The organism is Stenotrophomonas sp. YJH_SMC_133, from assembly GCF_059370655.1.
Genome location: NZ_JCAFTW010000014.1, coordinates 13,270 through 35,121, shown reverse-complemented (window position 1 = coordinate 35,121; position 21,852 = coordinate 13,270). Strand labels below are relative to the sequence as shown.

Sequence of the window (21,852 nt, the reverse complement as noted above, 5' to 3'; positions counted from 1 at the left end):
TTGTGGGCGCCGGAGTCCTCTCCGGCTGGCAACCACAGGCATGGGGGTCTCGACAGGTCCTGGTCGGGCCCAGACTTTAGCAGAGCCGCGCGGCAGCGTTGGCTGCTCAGCCCCGGTATTCGTCCTTCAGCCGCACGTAGTGGTCGGCCGAATAGTGCAGCGACTCGATCTCCTTGTCGCTCAGCGTGCGTGCCGGCCGGGCAGGGTTGCCGACCCACAGCTCGCCTTCGCCCACCACCTTGCCGGGGCCGATCACCGCACCGGCGCCGACGAAGCCATGGCGCTCCACGCGGGCACCGTCGAGGATGCAGGCGCCCATGCCGATCAGGCTGTAATCGCCGATCGTGCAGGCGTGGATGATGCAGCCGTGGCCGACGGTCACGCCTTCGCCGATCAGGGTCGGGTAGCCGGCCTTGTTGTACGGGCTGTGGTGGCTGACGTGGATGATGGTGCCGTCCTGCACGTTGGTGCGTGCACCGATGCGTACGTAATTGACGTCACCGCGGATGACCGTGCCCGGCCACACCGACACGTCGTCGCCCAGTTCCACGTCGCCGATGATCGTGCACGACGGGTCGATGTACACGCGCTCGCCGAGGATGGGCATCTTGTCGCGGAAGGGGCGCAGCGGGTTCATCGGGGTCTCCGGAAATCAGGGCGTTCGCGACGATGATACCCGTGTGGTAGTGCCGGCCGCTGGCCGGCAACCGCGCGGCACGCCTGGATTTCCGTGGTTGCCGGCCAGCGGCCGGCACTACCAGCGGCAGGTGCGGCTCTTCATGCAGGCGCGTGCTCGGCCAGCATCTGCCGGAACAGCTCATCCAGCCACGCAGCATCACCTCGTCCGGCGGGCAGCTGTGGCGCCTGCGCAGTCCGGATGGCCAGTTCACGATCGATGTAGTCGCTGATCGCCGCAATGCGCGGCCCGGCGGCGACCTCGGCGCTGGCCCGTTTGACCGCCAGCAGGGCATCGATGACTTCACGCACCGCACCGTCTGGCAGCAGCCGGTCCAGCAGATCCTCAAAGGCCATCGGCGGGGGTGTCTGTTCGTGCTCTATCCACTGGCAGGCCAGCAGTGGGCGCAGCACGTACAGGTACTTCTTGGTGCGCACCGTTTCGCCACGCAGGTAGCCGCGATGGTTCGAGCGCGCCATGTTGAAGTAGTGCCACCACGTGCCCAGCGGCGAATGGAACGCTTTCGCTGCTTCCCACAACTGTGACACCGCCGCCTGATCCTGCTGGTAGACGATCGGCGAGCGCAGCCACTCGATCAGGGTCGGATTGGATTTTGAAACCAGTCGCAGTGCCTTGCGCAGGTCCCAGCCGCTCACGTCGAGCTCATCGTCGATCGGCAGTTCGATCACATCGCGCTGCGCTTCGCCGGGACCGGTGCTCTCGTTGACGCTGAGATACCAAGGCTGGCGATGCACGTAGATGAAGCGCGCGTCGTAGTCGCTGTCGGGCGAGGAAAAGCCCCAGCCGCGGCTGCCCGACTCGCAGGCCAGCAGCACGCGTACGTCGTAGCGCTGTTCGATGTCAGCCAGGGTGGAAAGGATGGCGGCGCGCTTGTCCGGCGCGATCGGGTGGATGTCGTCCATGCAGTTGTGTTCGTAATGTCGAGCGTGCTCGACTGTAACGCAAGTGCGCACCGGTAGTGCCGGCCGCTGGCCGGCAAGCTCACGGGCGCACTTGGAATTCTGCGGTTGCCGGCCAGCGGCCGGCACTACCGGCTAGGGCTCGTAGCTGTAGCCCATGCCGTACACCGAACGGATCGGCTCGCCTTCCATGCCGGCGTCGGCCAGCTTGCGGCGCAGGTTGCGCACATGGCTGTCGACGGTGCGGTCGACCACCACGCGATGGTCCAGGTACAGCCGGTCGAGCAGTTCATCGCGCGCCCAGATCCGGCCTGGGGTGGCCAGCAGCGTGCGCAGCAGGCGGTACTCCACCGGCGTCAGATCCAGGCCCTTGCCGTTCCAGGTGGCGCGTGCGGCCGGCTCGTCGATGTGCAGGCCACCGTTGGCGCGCGCACCCGGGTCCGGGCGGTAGCGGCGCAGCACCGCCATCACCCGCGCGACCACTTCGCGCGGACTGAACGGCTTGCAGATGTAGTCGTCGGCGCCGATCTCCAGGCCCAGCAGGCGGTCGATCTCTTCCACCCGTGCGGTGACCATGATGACCGGTACATCGCTGCTGGCACGCAGTTCGCGGCACAGGTCCACGCCGTCGCGCTGCGGCAGCATCAGGTCCAGCAGCACCAGGTCGGGCTGGTAGCGCACGAACGCGTCGATCACCTGGCCACCGTCGTCCACCCACTCGCTGGCCATGCCGGCGGCGGCCAGGTAGTCGCGCAGTACCGAGGCCAGGCGTGGCTCGTCCTCGACGATCAGGATCTTCGTGGACGTGGCGGGCGACGCACTCATGCAGGCTCCGGCAGGGTGATGACCACGCGCAGCCCGCCCAGCGGCGAGGGCGCGGCGTGGATGACGCCGTGGTGGGCGAGGATGATGTTGTGGCTGATGGCCAGGCCCAGCCCGCTGCCGCCACTGGCGCGGTTGCGCGAACTTTCCACGCGGTAGAAGCGTTCGAACAGCAGTGCACACTTGTCGGGCGGAACGCCCGGCGCGGTGTCTTCCACGACCAGCTGCACGCCGGCAGGCACGCGCGCTGCCTGCACGCGTACGCGGCCACCGGCATGGGTGTAGCGCAGTGCGTTTTCCAGCAGGTTGGCCAGTACCTGCTGCAGGCGCCGTTCGTCACCGGACACCTGCAACGGCGTGGCGGGCAGGTCTTCTTCCAACGCCAGGCCTGCATTGGCGAAGCGCACGCGCATGCCATTGAGTTCGCTGCGCAGCAGCGCCACCATGTCCAGTGGCGCGAAGCGGTACGCCAGGCCGCCGGACTGGGTCATCGACAGGTCGTGCAGGTCGTCGATCAGCTTGCCCAGCTGGCGGATCTCGCCCTGCAGGCCCACCAGGTTGGCCCGGTCCAGCGGACGGATGCCATCTTCGATCGCCTCCAGCTCGGCGCGCACCACGGCCAATGGCGTGCGCAGCTCATGCGAGATGTCGGCAATGAAGGCGCGGCGGTTGCGTTCGGTATCGTCCAGCGCCTGCGCCATCCGGTTGAAGTCGTTGACCAGCGCGTCCAGCTCATCGTCACTGGTGCGCTCGATGCGGGTGGCGTAGTCACCGGCGGCCAACCGGTGGGTGGCAGCGGCCAGCTTGGCAAGGCGCTGGCGCAGCGCACGCGATACCAGCCAGGCCAGCAGTACCGTCACCAGCAGTAGCGCGATGCCGATCACCCACCAGGCGCGCACCTGGGTGTTGTAGAAATTCAGGTCGTTGGTGGCGATGACAGTCTGGAACGGCACCATGCCCAGCCAACCGACGGTCTGCCCGTCCACCTGCACCGCATGCGGCTCGTCATCGCTGGTGGCGTCGGGGTTGCCGGCCACGAAACGGTGCTGCGCGTCGAACAGGCCCAGGCGCGACGGCACGCCGGTCTGGTCGGACAGCGACGGCACCGGTCCTTCGTGCCCATGGGCCAGGTCCGGGCGCAGCAGCCGCGCCCAGCGGTCGCCATCACCGTGCAGATGCTCCCAGCCACCGTGCTCGCGGTACTCGCGCTGCAGGTGTGGCATCAGCCGCTGCATGCGCAGGTCGCCCTGGTCGTTGAGGTAGTCCAGGAAGCCGGTCTGGAAGGCCACGCGGCTGGCAATACCGTTCACTGCCAGCACCAGCAGGCAGGCGGTGAAGATCGCGAGGAAGGTCTTCGCGGTCAGGCCGAATTTGAGTTGGAACTTCGCCATCGCGAAGGCCATTAGCGGCGCATGCGGCGCCGAAAGCAAGCGCCAGCTGAGCCCGTCGCACAATCTCCATATTCTCTGCACAGTTTCACGGCAGCGTGCACGGGTCAACGCAAGGCCCCCACGCCCCCCCATGTCCTTCCTGCGCCCGCTGTCCCGTTCCCCGCGTCCCCTGCTGTTGCCCCTGCTGCTGGCCCTGGCGGCCTGTTCGGCGGGCAGGACCGATGCCCCGGCCATGCCCGAAGTGGGCGTCATCATCGCCAGCGCGCAGCCGCTGGCACTCCAGCAGACCTTGCCCGGCCGTGCCGTGCCGTTCGAGATCTCCGAGGTGCGGCCGCAGGTCGGCGGCCTGATCCGCCAGCGGTTGTTCACCGAAGGCCAGCAGGTCAAGGCAGGGCAGCTGCTGTACCAGGTCGACCCGGCACCGTACCAGGCGGCCTTCGATACCGCGCGCGGGCAGCTGGCGCAGGCCGAGGCCACCGTGTTGTCGGCACAGCCGAAGGCCGAGCGCACCCGCGCGCTGGTGAGCATGGATGCAGCCAGCAAGCAGGACGCCGACGATGCCACCTCGGCGTTGAAGCAGGCGCAGGCCAACGTGATTGCCGCGCGCGCTGCATTGCAGGCTGCCCGCATCAACCTCGACTACACCCGGGTGACCGCCCCCATCGACGGCCGCATCGGCACCTCCAGCGTCACCGCCGGCGCGCTGGTCGCGGCCGGCCAGGATACGGCACTGACCACCATCCAGCGGCTGGACCCGGTGTACCTGGATGTCACCCAGTCCAGCACGCAGATGCTGGCGCTGCGCAAGCAGCTCGATGCGGGCCTGGTGAAGGCCATCGATGGCAAGGCACAGGTAAAGGTGCTGCTGGAGGACGGCAGCACCTACGCGCATGAAGGCACGTTGGAGTTCGTCGGCAGCGCAGTGGATCCGGGCACCGGCAACGTGAAGCTGCGCGCGGTCATTCCGAACCCGGACGGCCTGCTGTTGCCGGGCATGTACCTGAAGGCGGTGCTGCCGATGGCCACCGACGCGCGTGCCCTGCTGGTGCCGCAGAAGGCGGTGGTGCGCAACGAGCGCGGCGAACCGCTGCTGCGCCTGCTCGACGCCAAGGATCATGTGGTCGAGCGCCGCGTCAGCACCGGCCAGGTGGTCGGTAACCAGTGGCAGATCACCAGCGGCCTCAAGGCTGGCGAACGGGTGATCGTCAGCAACGGCAGCGCGGTATCGCTCGGCCAGCAGGTGAAAGCGGTGGCGGCCACGACGGCGCAGTTGGCGGCGATGCCGGCGGTCGATCCGAACGGCAACACCGACGAAAAGTCGCACTGAGGCCTGGCCCACATGGTTCGTTTCTTCATCGACCGGCCGATCTTCGCCTGGGTGATCGCCATCGCGGTCAGCCTGCTCGGCCTGCTCGCGATCCTGATCCTGCCGGTGGACCGCTACCCGCAGATCGCCCCGCCCACCATCACCATCCGCGCCACCTACACCGGCGCCTCGTCGCAGACCGTGGAAAACGCGGTCACCCAGGTCATCGAGCAGTCCCAGCAAAGCCTCGATCACCTGATGTACATGACCTCGACCAGTGCCTCCGACGGCTCGGCGCAGGTCAACCTGGTGTTCGCCACCGGTACCAATCCGGATACCGCGCAGGTGCAGGTGCAGAACCAGCTGCAGGCCGCCATGGCCACGCTGCCGCAGGCGGTGCAGCAGAACGGCCTGACCATCACCAAGTCCAGTGGTTCGATCTTCGAGGTGCTGTCGTTCACCAGCGAAGACGGCAGCATGGACAACTTCGATGTCGCCAACTTCATGGAAGCGCGCATCGATGACCAGATCAGCCGCGTCAGCGGTGTCGGCAACATCCAGCCGATCGGCCAGGAATACGCCATGCGCATCTGGCTGGATCCGGAGAAGATGCGCCAGTACGCGCTGATGCCCTCGGACATCGAGACCGCACTGCAGGCACAGAACACCGATGTCTCCGCCGGTGAGCTGGGTGGCCAGCCGGCGCTGAAGGGCCAGCAGCTCGACGCCACGGTAACCGCGCGCAGCCGCCTGCACACGCCCGAGCAGTTCGCGCAGGTGGTGCTCAAGGCCGATGCCAACGGCAGCGTGGTGCGTCTGGGCGACGTGGCGACGATCGGCCTCGGGCCGGAAAGCTACGACAGCATCAGCACCTTCAACGGCAAGCCGTCGGCGTCGCTGGGCATTGAACTCAATGCCGGTGCCAACGCGATCGCCGTCTCCAAGGCCATCGATGCACGGCTTCAGCAGCTGCAGAAGTACTGGCCGCATGGCTATACCGCCCACGTGGCCTTCACCACCACGCCATTCGTGACCATCTCGCTGAAGGAAGTGGTGATCACCCTGATCGAAGCGATCATCCTGGTGGTGCTGGTGATGTACCTGTTCCTGCAGAACTGGCGCGCCACGCTGATCCCGACCATCGCGGTGCCGGTGGTGCTGCTGGGCACGTTCGGCGTGCTGGCTGCATTCGGGTATTCGATCAACACCCTGACCATGTTCGCACTGGTGCTGGCCATCGGCCTGCTGGTGGACGATGCCATCGTGGTGGTGGAGAACGTGGAGCGGGTGATGACCTTCGAAGGGCTGGCGCCGAAGCCGGCCACGCTGAAGGCGATGGGCCAGATCACCGGCGCGCTGGTCGGCATCGTGCTGGTGCTGACCGCGGTGTTCCTGCCGATGGCGTTCTTCAGCGGTGTAACCGGGGTGATCTATCGCCAGTTCTCGGTGACGATCGCCGCCGCGATGATCCTGTCGGTGCTGGTGGCGATGACCATCACCCCGGCACTGTGTGGCAGCATCCTGCACCAGATTCCCAAGGGCGGCCATCCGCATGGCGACCACGGTGGCGAACCCAGCCTGCTGGGCAAGTTCTTCATCTGGTTCAACCACCGCTTCGAGCGCACCTCCAACGGCCTGCGTCACCGCGTGGATCGTTTCCTCGGCCGCCGCACGCTCGGCGTGCTGTTCTACCTGGTGCTGAGCGTGGCCACCGGCCTGTTGCTGTGGCACCTGCCGGGCGCGTTCCTGCCCGATGAAGACCAGGGCATGCTCAACGCGCTGGTGAAGCTGCCGGCCGGTTCCACGCTGGAGCAGACGCGGGCGGTGATGGATCGTCTGAGTGCCGTCGCGGTGAAGGACGACGGCGTGCTCTCGATCCAGGCCACCGCCGGTTTCAGTGTTACCGGCAGCGGCCAGAACGTCGGCCAGGCCTTCATCCGGCTGAAGGACTGGGATGACCGCAAGGACGACGCCGATACCATCGCCGCACGCTTGACGCGGGCGATGGCCAGCGTGCCCGATGCGCAGGTGTTCATCACCTCGCCACCGGCCATCCTGGGCCTCGGCGATGCGGGTGGCTTCACCCTGGAACTGCAGGACGAAGGCGGTGCAGGCCATGCCGCCGCCGTGGCCGCGCGCAACACGCTGCTGAAGGAAGCCGCCAAGGACCCGAAGCTGGTCAACGTGCGCTACGCCAGCCTGGAAGACGCGCCGGTATACGCGGTGAAGGTGGACGACGCCAAGGCGCAGGCGATGGGCGTGAACCCGCAGGACGTCAATGACACCTTGAACGCGGCGTTGGGCGGCGACTTCGTCAACAACTTCATCTACAAGGGCCGCATCAAGAAGGTGTTCATCCAGGGCACCGCCGAAGCACGCATGCAGCCGCAGGACATCGAGCGCTGGAGCGTGCGCAACCAGGCCGGGCAGATGGTGCCGCTGTCGTCGTTGATCAGCACGCATTGGACCAGCGCGCCGGCCGCACTGCAGCGCTACAACGGCATCTCGGCGATGGAAATCACCGGCCAGCCGGCACCGGGCGTCAGCTCCGGCGAGGCGATGGCCGAGATCGCGCGCCTGGCCGACACGCTGCCGGAAGGCTTCAGCCATGCCTGGTCGGACATGGCCTACCAGGAACAGCTGTCGGGCAACCAGGCGCCGATGCTGTACGCCATCTCGCTGCTGTTCGTGTTCCTGTGCCTGGCCGCGCTGTATGAAAGCTGGGCGGTGCCGTTCGCGGTGATGCTGGCGGTGCCGGTGGGCATGTTCGGCGCCGTGCTGATGATGAACCTGCGTGGCCTCAACAACGACGTGTACTTCCAGGTCGGCCTGTTGACCACGATTGGTCTGGCAGCGAAGAACGGCATCCTGATCGTCGAGTTCGCGCGCATCCTCGAACAGCAGGGCAAGAGCACCCGCGAAGCGATCCTGCAGGCCGTCTATCTGCGGCTGCGGCCGATCGTAATGACCTCGCTGGCGTTCCTGATGGGCGTACTGCCGCTGGTGTTCGCCACCGGCGCCGGTTCGGCTGCGCGCCGTTCGCTGGGTACCGGCGTGGCCGGTGGTACGGTTGCCTCGATGGTGCTGGGCATGTTCTTCGTGCCGTTGTTCTACCTGCTGGTGCGCCGCCTGTTCCCGGGCCGCGCGCCGGCCGACGCCACTGTCCCGGAGACAAGCCCATGAAGCCGATGCTGCTGCGCGCCCTGGCGGCCGCAACGATGACCGCCGTGCTGGGCGGCTGCGTGAGCATGGCCCCGCACTACCAGCGACCCGAGGCGCCGGTGCCGGCACAGTTCGGCAATGCCGGCACCGGCGAGGCCGAACCGGCACTGGCGATGCCGGCCTGGCGCGACGTGTTCCTGGAACCGCGCCTGCAGCAGGTCATCGCGCTGGCGCTGCAGAACAACCGCGACCTGCGCGTGGCGGTGCTGCAGGTGGAAAAGGAGCGCGCGCAGTACCGCATCCAGCGCGCGGCACTGCTGCCGTCGGTAGATGCCAGCGGCAGTGTCACCCGTTCGCGGGTGAGCGATGCCAACAGCGAGACCGGCGTCACCCAGGTGACCGAATCCGATGCCGTGCAGGTGGGCATCAGCAGCTGGGAGCTGGACCTGTTCGGGCGTATCCGCAGCCTGAAGAACGAGGCGCTGCAGAACTGGCTGGCCAGCGCCGAGAACCAGCGCGCCGCGCGCACCAGCCTGGTGGCTGAAGTGGCGACGGCGTGGCTGGCGCTGGCGGCCGACGAGCAGTCGCTGGCATTCACGCAACAGACGCTGGACAGCCAGCAGCAGACCCTGCAGCGCACCGAGGCCCGCCATGCACAGGGGCTGGCCTCGGGCCTGGACCTGTCGCAGGTGCAGACCAGCGTGGAAGCCGCGCGCGGTGCGCTGGCGAAGCTGCAGGCCCAGCAGGCGAAGGATCGCGATGCATTGCGGCTGTTGGTGGGGGCGCCGCTGGATCCGGCCCTGCTGCCGACAACGCAGGTGCTGGAAGGCAGCGTCGCGCTGGCACCGCTGCCCGCCAACCTGCCCTCCAGCGTGTTGCTGCAGCGCCCGGACGTGCTGTCCGCTGAGCATGCGTTGCAGGCAGCCAACGCCGATATCGGTGCCGCGCGCGCTGCATTCTTCCCGACGCTGACGTTGACTGCCAACTACGGGCACAGCTCCACCGCGTTGTCGACGCTGTTCTCGGCCGGCACCCGTGGCTGGTCGTTCGTGCCCAGCATCACCGCGCCGATCTTCCATGCCGGTGCACTGAAAGCCTCGCTGGATGCCTCGAAGATCGGCAAGGACATCGGCATCGCGCAGTACGAGAAGGCGATCCAGCAGGCCTTCAGTGAGGTGGCCGATGCGCTGGCCACGCGCGATCACCTGACCGCGCAGCTGGACGCGCAACGCGCGTTGGTGGCTGACAGCCAGCGCAGCTACACCTTGGCCGAGGCGCGCTACCGCACTGGACTGGATGGCTACCTGCAGTCGTTGGATGCGCAGCGCAGCCTGTATGCCGCGCAGCAGGACCTGATCGCCCTGCAGCAGCAGGAGGCGGGCAACCGGGTGACGTTGTTCAAGGTGTTGGGTGGTGGCGCGGACGCGCGGTAACGGGCCCGCCAATGTGGGTGTGCCTTCCGCTCCGGTAGGTGCCGACCTTGGTCGGCACAAATGCATGCAGCATCGCGATCTGATGATTCGTGCCGACCAAGGTCGGCACCCACCAGGGCAGACTCATGTGCCGACCCAGGTCGGCCCCCACCAGAAGCAGGTGCGACCGCTTATGCCACGCGGCCGCGGCGCGCCCGCTCCAGATGCACCAGCAGCAGCGAGATCGCTGCCGGGGTCATGCCCGGGATGCGCTGCGCCTGGCCGATGGTCTGCGGGCGCACGCGCTCCAGCTTCTGCAGCGCTTCGGCCGACAGCCCGCGTACCGTCGCATAATCGAAGGCTTCAGCGATCGGCGTGGCTTCGTGCCGCTGCTGCCGCTCGATCTCCTCGCGCTGGCGATCCAGGTAGCCGGCGTACTTCACGCCGATCTCCACCTGCTCGGCCACCTTGGCGTCGGCCACGGCCGGGCCCAACGACGGCACCTGCATCAGCTGCGCGTAATCCAGCTCGGGGCGCTTGATCAGGTCCAGCACATTGGTTTCGCGGCTGACCGCCACGCCCAGCGTGTCCTGTACCTCGCGGCCCAGTGCATTGGCCGGGGTCGCCCACAGTGCGCCCAGGCGCGCGCGCTCGGCGGCGACGGCGGCCTGCTTGGTTTCGAACGCGCTCCAGCGATGGTCATCCACCAGGCCCATTTCGCGGCCGGCGGGGGTCAGGCGCTGGTCGGCATTGTCCTCGCGCAGCTGCAGGCGGTATTCGGCGCGGCTGGTGAACATGCGGTAGGGCTCGTTGGTGCCGTGGGTGATCAGGTCATCCACCAGCACGCCCAGGTACGCCTCGTCGCGGCGCGGGCACCAGCCATCCAGTCCACATACCTGGCGTGCGGCGTTGAGGCCGGCCAGCAGGCCCTGCGCGGCCGCTTCTTCATAGCCGGTGGTGCCGTTGATCTGGCCGGCGAAGAACAGGCCGTTGACCAGCTTGGTCTCCAGCGAGGCCTTCAGCCCGCGCGGATCGAAGAAGTCGTACTCGATCGCGTAGCCGGGGCGGGTGATGTGTGCGTTTTCGAAACCACGGATGCTGCGCACCATCTCCAGCTGCACGTCGAACGGCAGCGAGGTGGAGATGCCGTTGGGATAGATCTCGATGATGCCCAGGCCTTCGGGTTCGACGAAGATCTGGTGGCTGGCCTTCTCGGCGAAGCGCACTACCTTGTCCTCGATGGACGGGCAGTAGCGCGGGCCGATGCCTTCGATCTGGCCGCTGTACAGCGGCGAGCGATGCAGCGCGTCGCGGATGATCTGGTGGGTCTGTTCGGTGGTGTGGGTGATCCAGCAGCTGACCTGCTGCGGATGCTCGTCCACCGAGCCGAGGAAGGACATCACCGGGCGCGGGGAATCACCGGGCTGTTCGTCCATCACGCTGTAGTCCAGCGAGCGGCCATCGATGCGCGGCGGCGTGCCGGTCTTCAGGCGGTCCACCTGGAACGGGCGCTCGCGCAGGCGCGCGGCCAGCGTGGTGGCCGGCGGGTCGCCCATGCGGCCGGCGGCGTACTGGGTGGGGCCCACATGGATCTTGCCGGCGAGGAAGGTACCGGCCGTCAGCACCACGGCCCCGGCGTCGAAACGCAGGCCGGTCTGGGTGATGACGCCGCGCACGGCGTCGCCTTCGATGACCAGATCGTCCACTGCGGCTTGGAACACGGTCAGGTTGGCCTGGCCTTCGACGATGGCGCGTATCGCCATGCGGTACAGGTTGCGATCGGCCTGGCAACGGGTGGCACGCACGGCCGGGCCCTTGGAGGCGTTCAACGTGCGCCACTGGATGCCGGCGCGGTCGGCGGCATGCGCCATCGCACCGCCCAGGGCGTCGATCTCCTTGACCAGGTGGCCCTTGCCGATGCCGCCGATGGCCGGGTTGCAGCTCATCGCGCCCACCGTTTCGATGTTGTGGGTCAGCAGCAGGGTGCGCACGCCGGTGCGGGCCGCGGCCAGCGCGGCTTCGGTGCCAGCGTGGCCACCGCCGATGACGATGACGTCGTAACGATGGAAGGACGGATTCATGGGGGCTGTTCAGCTGGGGGCGGGCGCGGCCGGGGGGCGGCGCCGGGGTGGCGATTTTAGCGCCATTCGGGGCCGGGACGTCGGTACCGGCCGGCCGGCGCCGAAATCAGCCCTAAAGTTGGCAGGATTTTTGCAGATAACCCAATAGCACCCACCGTGGCTGGCGCCGTAGGCGCCCGTGACCGGAATTGGAACAGGGGCCGGTACAGGCGCACGGTGGGGGAGCAGAGGGCCGGCAGTCGGGGGACTGTCCGGCCCTGTTTTTTTGGGGTGCCGGGAAAGGCCCGGTCCACGCATGGCGTGGATCCACCGACGCTGGGGCTCTCGCCGGTTGGCGGCCCGGCAAAACAAACGGCCCCGCATTGCGGGGCCGTCTGCCTTCAGAGGTGCCGACATCCGACAGGGCCGGAACAGGGGGGATCCAGATGTTCCTGTCGGATATCGACGTAGAGCTTTTTGCGGCGGCCCGTGTCGTTTTTGTCACTTTGTGACGCGGGCCGTCACTGTCCGCGTAGATTGCGGGTTGGACCGTGTGAAATGCAAGACGGTTCAGCGCTCAACTGTGCGCTGCGTCGCACGATCCATGTTGCGCCAGGGGGAACCGTTCATCCTCGGCGCACTCGGTGCCGGGGACGGGCGGGCCTGCGGCGCGGGCGACGGCGGCTGCATGTTCGATTGCGGCGGGCGGCGCATCGAATCCATGTTCCGCCACGGGGAACCGCCGTTGTACGACGGCCGCGGCGGCGGCGGCGGACGATTCTCGCCGCCGTTGCCGGGCGGACGCGGCGGCGGGCGGTGGTTGTGCGGCGGGCGGTAGATCGGGCGCGAGTAGTACGGGTTGCCATAGCCGCCGTAATAGCCGCCATAGCCACCGTAGTACGGGTAGCCGTAGTTGTAGGGATAGCCGGCCGGGTAGCGGTACTCCACCGACGGCGCGCCGTGGTAGTAGCCGCCACCGCGGCCACCGCCTACATAGTCGTAGGTGGTGCAGCCAGTCAGGCCCAACAACAGGCCACCGGCAAGCAACAGGCGCATTTTCATGGTGGGTCCCCCCAGAGGACGGATGTGCAGCCAGCTTCGTGCGCGGGCATTGAATCGGCCCTTAATTCGGCTGGCCAGGATGAATGGCGGCGTAGGCCTGCATGCTGGCATGACCTGTGCCCCGGTCGCCAGCGCGGGGGCATACGTTAATCTTGCGTCATGAGCGATTCACTGTTGCCCCGCGCCGATGATGTCCTGCTTGCTGCTGCGAGGATTGCCCCGCATGCCAGCGTGACCCCGGTGCTGCGCTCGCGCACCCTCGATGCAATGACCGGTGCGCAGTTGGCCTTCAAGGCCGAGCACCTGCAGCGTGGTGGCGCATTCAAGTTCCGTGGTGCCTGCAATGCGGTGTGGTCGCTGGATGCCGACCGCGCCAGTGCTGGTGTGGTGACCCATTCCTCCGGCAACCACGGCGCCGCGCTGGCCCTGGCCGCACGCACCCGGGGCATCCCCTGCCATGTGGTGGTGCCGGAGGGGGCGGTGGCCGCCAAGCTGGCCAACATCGCCCGCCACGGCGCCACGCTCTGGCGCTGCCCGCCGACCATCGCCGACCGCGAGGCCACCTGCGCCAAGGTGCAGGCCGATACCGGCGCAACCCTGGTGCATCCCTATACGAACCCGGCGGTGATGGCCGGGCAGGGCACCGCGGCCCTGGAACTGCTGCACAGCGACGGCCCGTTCGACGCGCTGGTGGTGCCGGTGGGCGGCGGTGGCCTGGCCAGCGGTACCGCGCTGGCCCTGCAGCACGCCAGTCCGCAGACCCGGCTGATCCTGGCCGAGCCGGCCGGCGCCGATGACACCGCGCGCTCGCTGGCCATCGGCGAGCGCCAGGGCGCGTTCACCCCGGACACCATCTGCGATGGCCTGCGTACCCTGATTGGCGCGCCCAATTTCGAGTTGCTGCGCGCCGCCGGTGCCGAGGTGATCGTGGTCGATGACGCCGCGACGCTGGCGGCGATGCGCCTGCTGTGGGACGTGCTCAAGCAGGTGGTGGAGCCCTCTTCGGCCACCGTGCTGGCTGCGGTGCTGGCGCAGCCGCAGCGCTTCGCCGGCCTGCGCGTGGGCCTGGTGTTGTCCGGCGGCAACGTCGACCTGCCAGCGCTGCGCTGGGGGGCGGCGTGAGCCGCGGGCGGCACCGCGAACGCACCGGCCTGCTGGGCTGGTTGTGGCGGCTGTTCGTGCTGCTGGTGATCTGGCTGCTGGGCGTGACCGCCTGGATCGTCTGGGTGGGTGAACGCGACCAGGCCGCCAAGGCCGACGCCATCATCGTGCTGGGTGCGGCCGCCTATGACGCCAAGCCGTCACCGGTGTTCGAAGAACGCATCCGCCACGGGCTGGATCTGTATGAAGCACGCTATGCGCCGCTGCTGATCTTCACCGGTGGCTATGGCGGCACCGGTGCGCGCTTCTCCGAGTCGCAGGTGGCGCGGCGTTACGCGCTGAAGCATGGCGTGCCGGACGATGCGATCCTGATCGAAACCGCTTCGCGCAATACCGTGCAGAACCTGGTTGAAGCCAAGCGGCTGATGGACCAGCGCGGCCTGCACCGGGTGATCGTCGTCAGCGATCCGCTGCACATGGCGCGCGCGCTGCGCCTGAGCAAGGCGCTCGGCATCGATGCGCTGGCCTCGTCCACGCCCAGCACGCGCTTCCGCAGCTTCCACACCAGTTGGCGCTTCCTGGTGCAGGAAATCTATTTCTTCCACCGCGACCTGGTGCGCCCGCCGTTGAGTTCGCCGGCCAATACCTGAGGGCGGAAGCCTGCGTTGCGCACGGCCTCGCATTTGGTAGTGCCGGCCGCTGGCCGGCAGATGCCCACCAGGGAATCGTGAGGTTGCCGGCCAGCGGCCGGCACTACCAGACGATCAGGTCTGCTTGCGGCGGATCGGAATCGCCGACACCGCTCGGAATTGGCAGGTGCCAACCTTGGTTGGCACCATCTGTCAGATCGCGATGTCGCCGGCACTGTGCCGACCAAGGTCGGCACCCACCAGAGCGATTCGCGTAAGGCGTCGCATTGGGTAGTGCCGGCCGCTGGCCGGCAGATGGCCACCAGGGAATCATGAGGTCGCCGGCCAGCGGCCGGCACTACCAGACGATCAGGTCTGCTTGCGGCGGATCGGAATCGCCGACACCGCCCGGAATTGGTAGGTGCCAACCTTGGTTGGCACCATCTGTCAGATCGCGATGCTGCCTGCACTGTGCCGACCAAGGTCGGCACCCACCAGAGCGATTCGCGTATGGCGTCGCATTGGGTAGGGCCGGCCGCTGGCCGGCAGATGCCCACCATGGAATCGTGAGGTTGCCGGCCAGCGGCCGGCACTACCACACGATCAGGTCTGCTTGCGGCGGATCGGAATCGCCGACACCGCCCGGAATTGGCAGGTGCCAACCTTGGTTGGCACCATCTGTCAGATCGAGATGCTGCCGGCACTGTGCCGACCAAGGTCGGCACCTACCAGAGTGACGGCCGGCGCCTACCGGAGCGATTCGCGTATGGCGTGGCATTTGGTAGTGCCGGCCGCTGGCCGGCAGATGGCCACCAGGGAATCATGAGGTCGCCGGCCAGCGGCCGGCACTACCAGACGATCAGGTCTGCTTGCGGCGGATCGGAATCGCCGACACCGGCACCGAGGCGACGTCATGCCCGCCTTCGCGGATCGGCGCGCCCGGATCCGGTGCCCAGGCGTGGGCGTAGATCACTTCCCAGCTGCTGGGCAGCTTGCCGTCGGCACGGCGCATCGGCTCGTATGCAGCGGCGGCAGCGGCGAAACGACCACGCCCGGTCAGCGTATGGCGGCGGTCCACCCGCGCGTTGGTCGCGCCCATCGCGCGCAGTTCGCGCATCAGCGAGGGCAGGTCGTCGTAGGTCAGGGTGAACAGATCGCGGTCCAGCACCGGGTCGCGGAAGCCGGCCATCATCAGCGCGTCGCCGAACTGGGCGATCTGCGCGAAGCGGCTCACGTGCGGACGATCATCGGCGGCGGCGAAGGCCTCGTTGAGTTCGATCAGGGTTTCCGGGCCGAAGGTGGAGCACAGCAGCAGGCCACCGGGCTTGAGCACGCGACGGAATCCGGCGAACACCGCCGGCAGGTCGTCCACCCACTGCAGGCACAGGTTGCTGAAGATCACATCCACGCTGTTGTCGGCCAGCGGCAGCGCGGCGGCATCGCCGCACAGGCGCTGGAACGGCTTCCACCACCCGGCCTGGCGCTTGGCCTGGTCCAGCATCGGCAGCGCCACATCCAGCGCGATCACCTGCGCCTTCGGCCAGCGCTTCTTCATCAACGCGCTGGCATGGCCGGTACCCGCGCCGATGTCCAGCACCACCTCGGGCTTGCGTGCCTCCAGGTAGTCCAGCGATTCGATCAGTCGCGACTGCACCTCGCGCTGCAGGGCGGCGGCGGCGTCGTAGCTGCTGGCGGCACGCGCGAACGCGCGGCGGACGTGGCGGGAATCGAAGTGGGACGGCATTGCGAAAGTCTCTTAGAACGTACCGGGGTAGGCGCCGCCGTCGATCAGCAGGTTCTGCCCGGTGAGGTAACCGGCCTGCGCACTGCACAGGAAGGCGCAGGCGGCGCCGAACTCGTCCGGCGTGCCGAAGCGGCCGGCGGGAATCTGCTGGCGGCGGCGCTCGGCCACTTCGCCAGCATCGCCGTCCTTGCCCGCGCTGTGGGCGAAGTTGGCGCGCAGGCGGTCGGTGTCGAACTGGCCGGGCAGCAGGTTGTTGATGGTGACGTTGTGGGCCACGGTGCGGCGCGACAGGCCGGCGACGAAACCGGTCAGGCCGCTGCGCGCGCCGTTGGACAGCGCCAGGATGTCGATCGGGGCCTTCACCGCCGACGAGGTGATGTTGACGATGCGGCCGAAGCCACGCTCGATCATCGCGTCGACGGTGGCGCGGATCAGCGCGATCGGCGCCAGCATATTGGCGTCCAGCGCGGCGATCCAGTCGTCGCGCTCGAAATTGCGGAAATCACCGGGCGGCGGGCCGCCGGCGTTGTTGACCAGGATGTCCACCTGCGGGCATGCGGCCAGTGCCGCAGCACGGCCGGCCTCGGTGGTGACATCGGCGGCAACCGCGCGCACCTCGGCAGCGCCGGGCACGGCACGCAGTTCTTCAGCGGCGGCCTGCAGCGCAGCGTCACCACGGGCCACGATCACCACGTTGACGCCCTCGCGCACCAGCGCACGCGCGCAACCCAGGCCCAATCCCTTGCTGGCGCCGCAGACCAGTGCCCAGCGGCCGTTGATGCCCAGATCCATGCGTCAGTCCTGCGGAATTCGGAAGGTGCTCATTGTCCGCCATCAGCCGGCGACAGGGCGGCAACGAAGTGTTGCAGGGCGGCGGCTACTTCGTCGGCATGGCCAAGGAACGGCGCGTGGCCGCCGTGGGCGATGGTCAGCGCCTGCGCACCCGGGGCCAGTGCTGCGGCGGCCTGCATCGCCACCGGAGACACCAGCCGGTCACGCTGGCCGGCGATCCACAGGCTGGGCTTGCCCAGCGTTGGCAGTGCGCCGCGCAGGTCAGTGCTTTCGAGCAGGCGCAGGCCTTCCAGCAGGGCGCGTTCGGTGGGCGCACCGCGCTCGACCAGGCGCTGGCGCAGCGTGCGCAGCTCCTCGCGGGCGTGCGCCGAACCCATTACGTCCAGCGCGAGGAAGCGTTCCAGCGTGCCGCCGAAGTCGGTCGCCAGCTCGCGGCCGAACTGCTCGAACACCGCCGGCTCCACCGCGTGCGGCCAGTCTTCGCCTCGCACGAAGCGCGGCGTGGCGGCGATCATCGCCAGCCCGCGCACCTTTGGCAGCGTGGCCGCCGCGTGCAATGCGAACAGGCCGCCCAGTGACCAGCCGCACCACACCGCCGGCGGCGTAGCCGCGGCAATGGCACCGACCACGAACGGCAGGCGCAGCGGCGTGGTGTCCTCGCGGCTGTGCCCATGGCCGGGCAGGTCGACCAAGTGCAGGGTGAACTGGTCCGCAAGCCGCTGCACCAGCGGCGCGAACACGCCGCCCTGCAGGGCCCAACCGTGGATCAGCACCAGGTCCGGCCCACGGCCGGTGACGTCAATATGCATGGGCAACGACACGGAACTCAGGCAAAGACAGGCAGCGGCGGTGGCGCGGCTTCACGCACGGCCAGGGCCACGCGTTCGCGCGCGCTGGCGATGGCCTCGACCAGCCCCCGCACCTGTTCCGGCGTGTGCAGCGCGGACAGTGTCACCCGCAGGCGCGCCTTGCCTTCCGGCACGGTCGGCGGGCGGATCGCACCGACCAGCCAGCCGGCCTGTTCCAGCGCCGTGGACATGGCCACGGCGGTGTGGTCATCGCCGCAAAGCAGCGGTTGGATCGGCGTGTCCGAAGCCATCAGGTCCAGCCCATGGCGGCGTGCTTCGCTGCGGAACAACGCGATCAGGTCGGTCAGTTTGGAACGGCGCCAGTTGTCCCTGCGCGCCAGGCGCACCGCTTCAAGCGCAGCGGCGGCCATCGCCGGTGGCACGGCGGTGGTGTAGATGTACGGGCGTGCGGTCTCGGCCAGATGCTCGATCAGGTCGTCGCGGCCCAGCACCAGTGCACCGGAACCGCCCAGTGCCTTGCCCAGCGTGACCAGCTGCAGCGGCACATCGTCCACGCCCAGTCCGGCGGCGGCCACGGCACCCCGGCCATCACCGACCACGCCTACACCGTGCGCATCATCCACATAGAACAGCGCCTGCTGCAGGCGTGCCACAAGCGACAATGCACGCAGCGGTGCGATGTCGCCATCCATGCTGAAAACACCATCGGTGGCCAGCATTGCCGCGCCATCGGGCGCATGCTTGAGCTGACGCATTGCGCCTTCCGCATCCAGATGCGGATAACGGCGCAGGCGTGCACCGGCCAACCGGGTGGCATCGAGCAGGCTGGCGTGGTTGAGCTTGTCCTGTACGCAGACATCGTTCTCTTCGCTCAGCAGCGCCTGCTGCACCGCCAGGTTGGCGGCGAAGCCACTGCCGAACAGCAGCGCACGCGGATAGCCAAGCCATTCGGCCACCTCGCGTTCCAGCGCCTCATGCAGGGCATGATGGCCGCAGACCAGGTGCGAGGCACCTGCGCCAGCGCCTTCGCGTGCGGCGGCGTCCTGCAGCGCGTTGACCACGCTGAACTGCTGGGCCAGGCCGAGGTAGTCGTTGCTGCAGAAGCCGGTCAGCCACTGGCCGTCCACTTCCAGGCGCACGCCATCGCGACGGGTGACCGTGCGTCGCGGGCGGCGACGGCCTTGGGCATCGCGCAGGGCGCGCTGGGCGTGGAGGCGGGCGGTCAGGTCGGGGCGGGCCATGGTGGCTGAATGCGTCGACGGGGCGGCTAGGGTAGCGCGTTGCCGCGGCGCCTGCTTGCGGCCCGTCTCAGGCCGCGTGAGCGCAGCCGCAGCCGGGCGTATCGGCACTGATATCGGCGTGCACGGTGCCGCCGTGGTCGTGGCCCTCGGCATCCACCTGCACCGCCATCGGCTGCAGGCCCAGCCGGGCGAACAAAGCCAGGTCGCGCTCGCTCTCCGGGTTGCCGGTGGTCAGCAGCTTGTCGCCATAGAAGATCGAATTGGCACCGGCAAGGAAACACAGCGCCTGCAGTTCGTCGCTCATGGCTTCGCGCCCGGCCGACAGCCGCACCATCGAGCGCGGCATGGCGATGCGCGCCACTGCAATCATGCGCACGAACTCGAACGGGTCCAGCTCGGCACTGCCATGCAGCGGCGTGCCCGCCACCTGTACCAGCTTGTTGATCGGCACCGAATCGGGGTGTGCCGGCAACGTGGCCAGCGCCAGCAGCAGGCCGACGCGCTGCGCGCGCGTCTCGCCCATGCCGACGATGCCACCGCAGCAGGTCTTCAGGCCGGCATCGCGCACGTGCTCCAGCGTATCCAGACGGTCCTGGTACTGGCGCGTGTGGATGATCGAATCGTAGTAGTCCGGCGCGGTGTCGAGGTTGTGGTTGTAGTAGTCCAGGCCCGCATCCTTCAGCGCACGCGCCTGCTCGCCGCTGAGCATGCCCAGCGTGGCGCAGGTCTCCAGCCCCAGTGCCTTCACCCCGGCGATCATCGCCGCCACCTTCGGGATGTCGCGGTCCTTCGGCGATCGCCACGCGGCGCCCATGCAGAAGCGCGATGCACCGGCGGCCTTGGCCTGGCGCGCCTTGGCCAGCACCGCGTCGGTCTCCATCAGCTTCTGCGCGTTCACCCCGGTGCTGTAGCGCTGCGCCTGCGGGCAGTACGCGCAGTCTTCCGGGCAGCCTCCGGTCTTCACCGACAACAGCGTGGACACCTGCACCTGCGCCGGATCGAAGTGCTCGCGGTGCACCGCGGCGGCGCGGAACAGCAGCTCGGGAAACGGCAGATCGAACAGCGCCTGCAGTTCGTCGTGTTGCCAGTCGTGGCGGATGGCAGCAGCCATGGCGGGACCTTGGATACGAGTGGAGCGAGGGCGGCAGTGTGGGTGGGCGCGGGGAGGCTGTCAACCATCTATATTTTAATTTGGTTTACGGATCGTTGGTGCAATAGAGCATCGAGCGAAGCGCCGCATTTCACCGCATGCTGCAAGGCGTCCAGCCACAGTGCCTGCTGCACAACGCAAGTGCTGGCGCGCAGACTCTTTCCCATGTTTGATCTTTACCGCCTTCGTGGCCGCATCACCGCGCTGGTCCTCAGCGAGGCCTGGCGCCGCCGCGCCGCGCTGTGGGGCGGCGCGGTGGCCGTGGCACTGGTGGCGATCCTGTTTGCCAAGGCCAGCGATGCGGCCTTCCATCTGTTCCAGCGCATCACCTCGCACTCGCCGTGGTGGGCCCTGCTGCTCACGCCGGGCATCTTCGCGCTGCTGGCCTGGCTCACTTCCGGCGTGCTGAAGCCCACGCGGGGCAGCGGTATTCCGCAGGTCATCGCTGCGCTGGACAAGGCTGATGAGCCGTTCCGGAAAACCAACCTTTCCCCAGCGGTTTCGGCCGGCAAGCTGCTGCTGACCTCGCTGTCGCTGCTGGGGGGCGCATCGGTCGGGCGCGAGGGACCCACCGTGCACGTAGGCGCCAGCCTGATGTATCTGTTCGGCCGCTGGTTCGGCTTCAAGGATCCCCGCGAGCTCTCGCATTTCCTGTTGGCCGGTGGCGCTGCTGGTATTGCGGCGGCGTTCAACACGCCGCTGGCCGGCATCGTCTTCGCCATTGAGGAGCTCAGCGGCCGTTTCGAACATCGCTTCTCCGGCACCCTGTTGACCGCGGTGATCGTCGGTGGCGTGGTATCGCTCGGTCTGTTGGGCAATTACACCTACTTCGGCCATGTGAGCGCGCGTCTGCCGCTCGGCCAGGGCTGGCTGGCGATCCTGCTGTGCGGCGTGGTGGCGGGCCTGCTGGGTGGGCTGTTCGCACGTGCGGTACTGGCCAGCGCGGCGGGCCGTCCGCGTTGGCTGGGCCAGCTGCGGCAGCGGCATCCGGTATTGCTGGCCGCGGGCTGCGGCCTGGTGGTGGTCGTGCTGGCCCTGGTGTTCGGCGAAGGCGCGTTCGGCACCGGTTACGAACAAGCGCGCAGCCTGGTGCAGGGCCAGGCGCTGGTCGGCCACGAGTTCGGGTTGATGAAGCTGCTGGCCAACCTGGCCTCGTACGTGGCGGGCATTCCCGGTGGCCTGTTCTCACCTGCGTTGGCGGTCGGCGCGGGACTCGGCCACAACCTGTCAGTGCTGATGCCGGGCGTGGACCCGCGCGCGTTCGTGTTGCTGGGCATGTGCGCCTACCTGACCGGTGTGACCCAGGCGCCACTGACCTCGGCGGTGATCTCGCTGGAGCTGACCGACAGCGGCGATCTGCTGCTGCCGATCCTGGCCACGGTGCTGATCGCGCGTGGTGTGTCCGGGCTGGTGTGCAGGGTACCAATCTATCGCGGGCTGGCGGAGCTGTTGATGGAGCCGAAAACGGCTGAAGATGTGGCTGTCGAGGCGCCTGCTGTGCGAACCTCCCGCACCCGCGAAAATGGAGATGACTAGGAGCAATGCAGCCTGGAGCAGCAATTCTCCTCCCAGAGG

The 21,852-nt window shown here is 68.1% G+C and carries 17 protein-coding genes; 6 read left to right on the top strand and 11 right to left on the bottom strand.

All coding sequences use genetic code 11. From position 1 onward, the window contains the following. Positions 1-106: 106 nt before the first annotated feature. The 4 genes from AC5P78_RS18530 to baeS all read right to left on the bottom strand — a co-directional run bounded on the left by AC5P78_RS18530 (position 107) and on the right by baeS (position 3,821). Complete coding sequence (locus tag AC5P78_RS18530) at positions 107-637, bottom strand: gamma carbonic anhydrase family protein (protein WP_005411530.1); 531 nt, start codon at positions 635-637, stop codon at positions 107-109. 140 nt (positions 638-777) lie between these two features. Further along, complete coding sequence (locus tag AC5P78_RS18525; protein ID WP_005411529.1) at positions 778-1,599, bottom strand: nucleotidyltransferase domain-containing protein; 822 nt, start codon at positions 1,597-1,599, stop codon at positions 778-780. A gap of 132 nt (positions 1,600-1,731) precedes the next feature. Continuing rightward, positions 1,732-2,421: a response regulator gene (locus tag AC5P78_RS18520; protein ID WP_012481546.1), complete on the bottom strand. Its 690-nt coding sequence runs from the start codon at positions 2,419-2,421 to the stop codon at positions 1,732-1,734. Further along, on the bottom strand, positions 2,418-3,821 hold the full coding sequence (gene baeS / locus AC5P78_RS18515; RefSeq protein WP_049397691.1) for a sensor histidine kinase efflux regulator BaeS: 1,404 nt from the start codon (positions 3,819-3,821) through the stop codon (positions 2,418-2,420). Before baeS ends, AC5P78_RS18520 begins: the two co-directional genes overlap by 4 nt. 118 nt (positions 3,822-3,939) lie before the next feature. Here baeS and smeA point away from each other — a divergent pair, with 118 nt between their 5' ends. From smeA to smeC, 3 genes are read left to right on the top strand one after another with little or no spacing between them, the layout of a single operon-like run. Continuing rightward, positions 3,940-5,136, top strand: a complete 1,197-nt coding sequence (gene smeA / locus AC5P78_RS18510; RefSeq protein WP_049397692.1) for a multidrug efflux RND transporter periplasmic adaptor subunit SmeA — start codon at positions 3,940-3,942, stop codon at positions 5,134-5,136. Positions 5,137-5,148: 12 nt separating this feature from the next. Further along, positions 5,149-8,298 (top strand): multidrug efflux RND transporter permease subunit SmeB, encoded by a 3,150-nt coding sequence (gene smeB / locus AC5P78_RS18505; RefSeq protein ID WP_495217320.1) that lies wholly within the window; start codon positions 5,149-5,151, stop codon positions 8,296-8,298. Then, positions 8,295-9,710, top strand: a complete 1,416-nt coding sequence (smeC, locus tag AC5P78_RS18500; RefSeq protein WP_099470420.1) for a multidrug efflux transporter outer membrane subunit SmeC — start codon at positions 8,295-8,297, stop codon at positions 9,708-9,710. Before smeB ends, smeC begins: the two co-directional genes overlap by 4 nt. Positions 9,711-9,880: 170 nt before the next feature. Here smeC and mnmG read toward each other — a convergent pair whose 3' ends face one another. After that, positions 9,881-11,770: a tRNA uridine-5-carboxymethylaminomethyl(34) synthesis enzyme MnmG gene (gene mnmG, locus AC5P78_RS18495; protein WP_043035561.1), complete on the bottom strand. Its 1,890-nt coding sequence runs from the start codon at positions 11,768-11,770 to the stop codon at positions 9,881-9,883. A 549-nt stretch (positions 11,771-12,319) separates the two neighbouring features. Next, positions 12,320-12,811: a hypothetical protein gene (locus AC5P78_RS18490; protein ID WP_005411522.1), complete on the bottom strand. Its 492-nt coding sequence runs from the start codon at positions 12,809-12,811 to the stop codon at positions 12,320-12,322. A 159-nt stretch (positions 12,812-12,970) separates the two neighbouring features. Here AC5P78_RS18490 and AC5P78_RS18485 point away from each other — a divergent pair, with 159 nt between their 5' ends. Together AC5P78_RS18485 and AC5P78_RS18480 are read left to right on the top strand one after the other, a co-directional pair. Next, positions 12,971-13,933 (top strand): pyridoxal-phosphate dependent enzyme, encoded by a 963-nt coding sequence (locus tag AC5P78_RS18485; protein ID WP_049451257.1) that lies wholly within the window; start codon positions 12,971-12,973, stop codon positions 13,931-13,933. Next, positions 13,918-14,562: a YdcF family protein gene (locus AC5P78_RS18480; RefSeq protein WP_024958800.1), complete on the top strand. Its 645-nt coding sequence runs from the start codon at positions 13,918-13,920 to the stop codon at positions 14,560-14,562. Before AC5P78_RS18485 ends, AC5P78_RS18480 begins: the two co-directional genes overlap by 16 nt. 838 nt (positions 14,563-15,400) lie before the next feature. Here AC5P78_RS18480 and bioC read toward each other — a convergent pair. The 5 genes from bioC to bioB form a co-directional block, all read right to left on the bottom strand. Then, positions 15,401-16,285 (bottom strand): malonyl-ACP O-methyltransferase BioC, encoded by an 885-nt coding sequence (gene bioC, locus AC5P78_RS18475; RefSeq protein ID WP_414498614.1) that lies wholly within the window; start codon positions 16,283-16,285, stop codon positions 15,401-15,403. Positions 16,286-16,297: 12 nt separating this feature from the next. Beyond that, positions 16,298-17,077 carry an SDR family oxidoreductase gene (locus tag AC5P78_RS18470; protein WP_043034223.1) on the bottom strand — a complete coding sequence of 260 codons (780 nt, stop codon included), beginning with the start codon at positions 17,075-17,077 and terminating at the stop codon, positions 16,298-16,300. Between the two features lie 29 nt (positions 17,078-17,106). Further along, positions 17,107-17,886, bottom strand: a complete 780-nt coding sequence (gene bioH, locus AC5P78_RS18465) for a pimeloyl-ACP methyl ester esterase BioH (RefSeq protein ID WP_012481536.1) — start codon at positions 17,884-17,886, stop codon at positions 17,107-17,109. Between the two features lie 17 nt (positions 17,887-17,903). After that, positions 17,904-19,127 (bottom strand): 8-amino-7-oxononanoate synthase, encoded by a 1,224-nt coding sequence (gene bioF, locus AC5P78_RS18460; RefSeq protein ID WP_005411516.1) that lies wholly within the window; start codon positions 19,125-19,127, stop codon positions 17,904-17,906. 67 nt (positions 19,128-19,194) lie between these two features. Continuing rightward, on the bottom strand, positions 19,195-20,238 hold the full coding sequence (gene bioB, locus AC5P78_RS18455; RefSeq protein WP_005411515.1) for a biotin synthase BioB: 1,044 nt from the start codon (positions 20,236-20,238) through the stop codon (positions 19,195-19,197). Positions 20,239-20,442: 204 nt separating this feature from the next. On the opposite strand from bioB, the gene AC5P78_RS18450 reads away from it, so the two are divergent. Continuing rightward, positions 20,443-21,813: a chloride channel protein gene (locus AC5P78_RS18450; protein WP_012481535.1), complete on the top strand. Its 1,371-nt coding sequence runs from the start codon at positions 20,443-20,445 to the stop codon at positions 21,811-21,813. Positions 21,814-21,852: the final 39 nt, after the last annotated feature.

What these genes read in the sequence shown, in the direction of transcription:
- bioC (WP_414498614.1), bottom strand. Translation starts at nt 16,285, where the DNA reads ATGCCGTCCCACTTCGATTCCCGCCACGTCCGCCGCGCGTTCGCGCGT.
- AC5P78_RS18470 (WP_043034223.1), bottom strand. Translation starts at nt 17,077, where the DNA reads ATGGATCTGGGCATCAACGGCCGCTGGGCACTGGTCTGCGGCGCCAGC.
- AC5P78_RS18485 (WP_049451257.1), top strand. Translation starts at nt 12,971, where the DNA reads ATGAGCGATTCACTGTTGCCCCGCGCCGATGATGTCCTGCTTGCTGCT.
- mnmG (WP_043035561.1), bottom strand. Translation starts at nt 11,770, where the DNA reads ATGAATCCGTCCTTCCATCGTTACGACGTCATCGTCATCGGCGGTGGC.
- smeA (WP_049397692.1), top strand. Translation starts at nt 3,940, where the DNA reads ATGTCCTTCCTGCGCCCGCTGTCCCGTTCCCCGCGTCCCCTGCTGTTG.
- bioF (WP_005411516.1), bottom strand. Translation starts at nt 19,127, where the DNA reads ATGGCCCGCCCCGACCTGACCGCCCGCCTCCACGCCCAGCGCGCCCTG.
- AC5P78_RS18530 (WP_005411530.1), bottom strand. Translation starts at nt 637, where the DNA reads ATGAACCCGCTGCGCCCCTTCCGCGACAAGATGCCCATCCTCGGCGAG.
- bioH (WP_012481536.1), bottom strand. Translation starts at nt 17,886, where the DNA reads ATGCATATTGACGTCACCGGCCGTGGGCCGGACCTGGTGCTGATCCAC.
- smeC (WP_099470420.1), top strand. Translation starts at nt 8,295, where the DNA reads ATGAAGCCGATGCTGCTGCGCGCCCTGGCGGCCGCAACGATGACCGCC.
- AC5P78_RS18525 (WP_005411529.1), bottom strand. Translation starts at nt 1,599, where the DNA reads ATGGACGACATCCACCCGATCGCGCCGGACAAGCGCGCCGCCATCCTT.
- AC5P78_RS18490 (WP_005411522.1), bottom strand. Translation starts at nt 12,811, where the DNA reads ATGAAAATGCGCCTGTTGCTTGCCGGTGGCCTGTTGTTGGGCCTGACT.
- AC5P78_RS18450 (WP_012481535.1), top strand. Translation starts at nt 20,443, where the DNA reads ATGTTTGATCTTTACCGCCTTCGTGGCCGCATCACCGCGCTGGTCCTC.
- smeB (WP_495217320.1), top strand. Translation starts at nt 5,149, where the DNA reads ATGGTTCGTTTCTTCATCGACCGGCCGATCTTCGCCTGGGTGATCGCC.
- bioB (WP_005411515.1), bottom strand. Translation starts at nt 20,238, where the DNA reads ATGGCTGCTGCCATCCGCCACGACTGGCAACACGACGAACTGCAGGCG.
- AC5P78_RS18520 (WP_012481546.1), bottom strand. Translation starts at nt 2,421, where the DNA reads ATGAGTGCGTCGCCCGCCACGTCCACGAAGATCCTGATCGTCGAGGAC.
- baeS (WP_049397691.1), bottom strand. Translation starts at nt 3,821, where the DNA reads ATGGCCTTCGCGATGGCGAAGTTCCAACTCAAATTCGGCCTGACCGCG.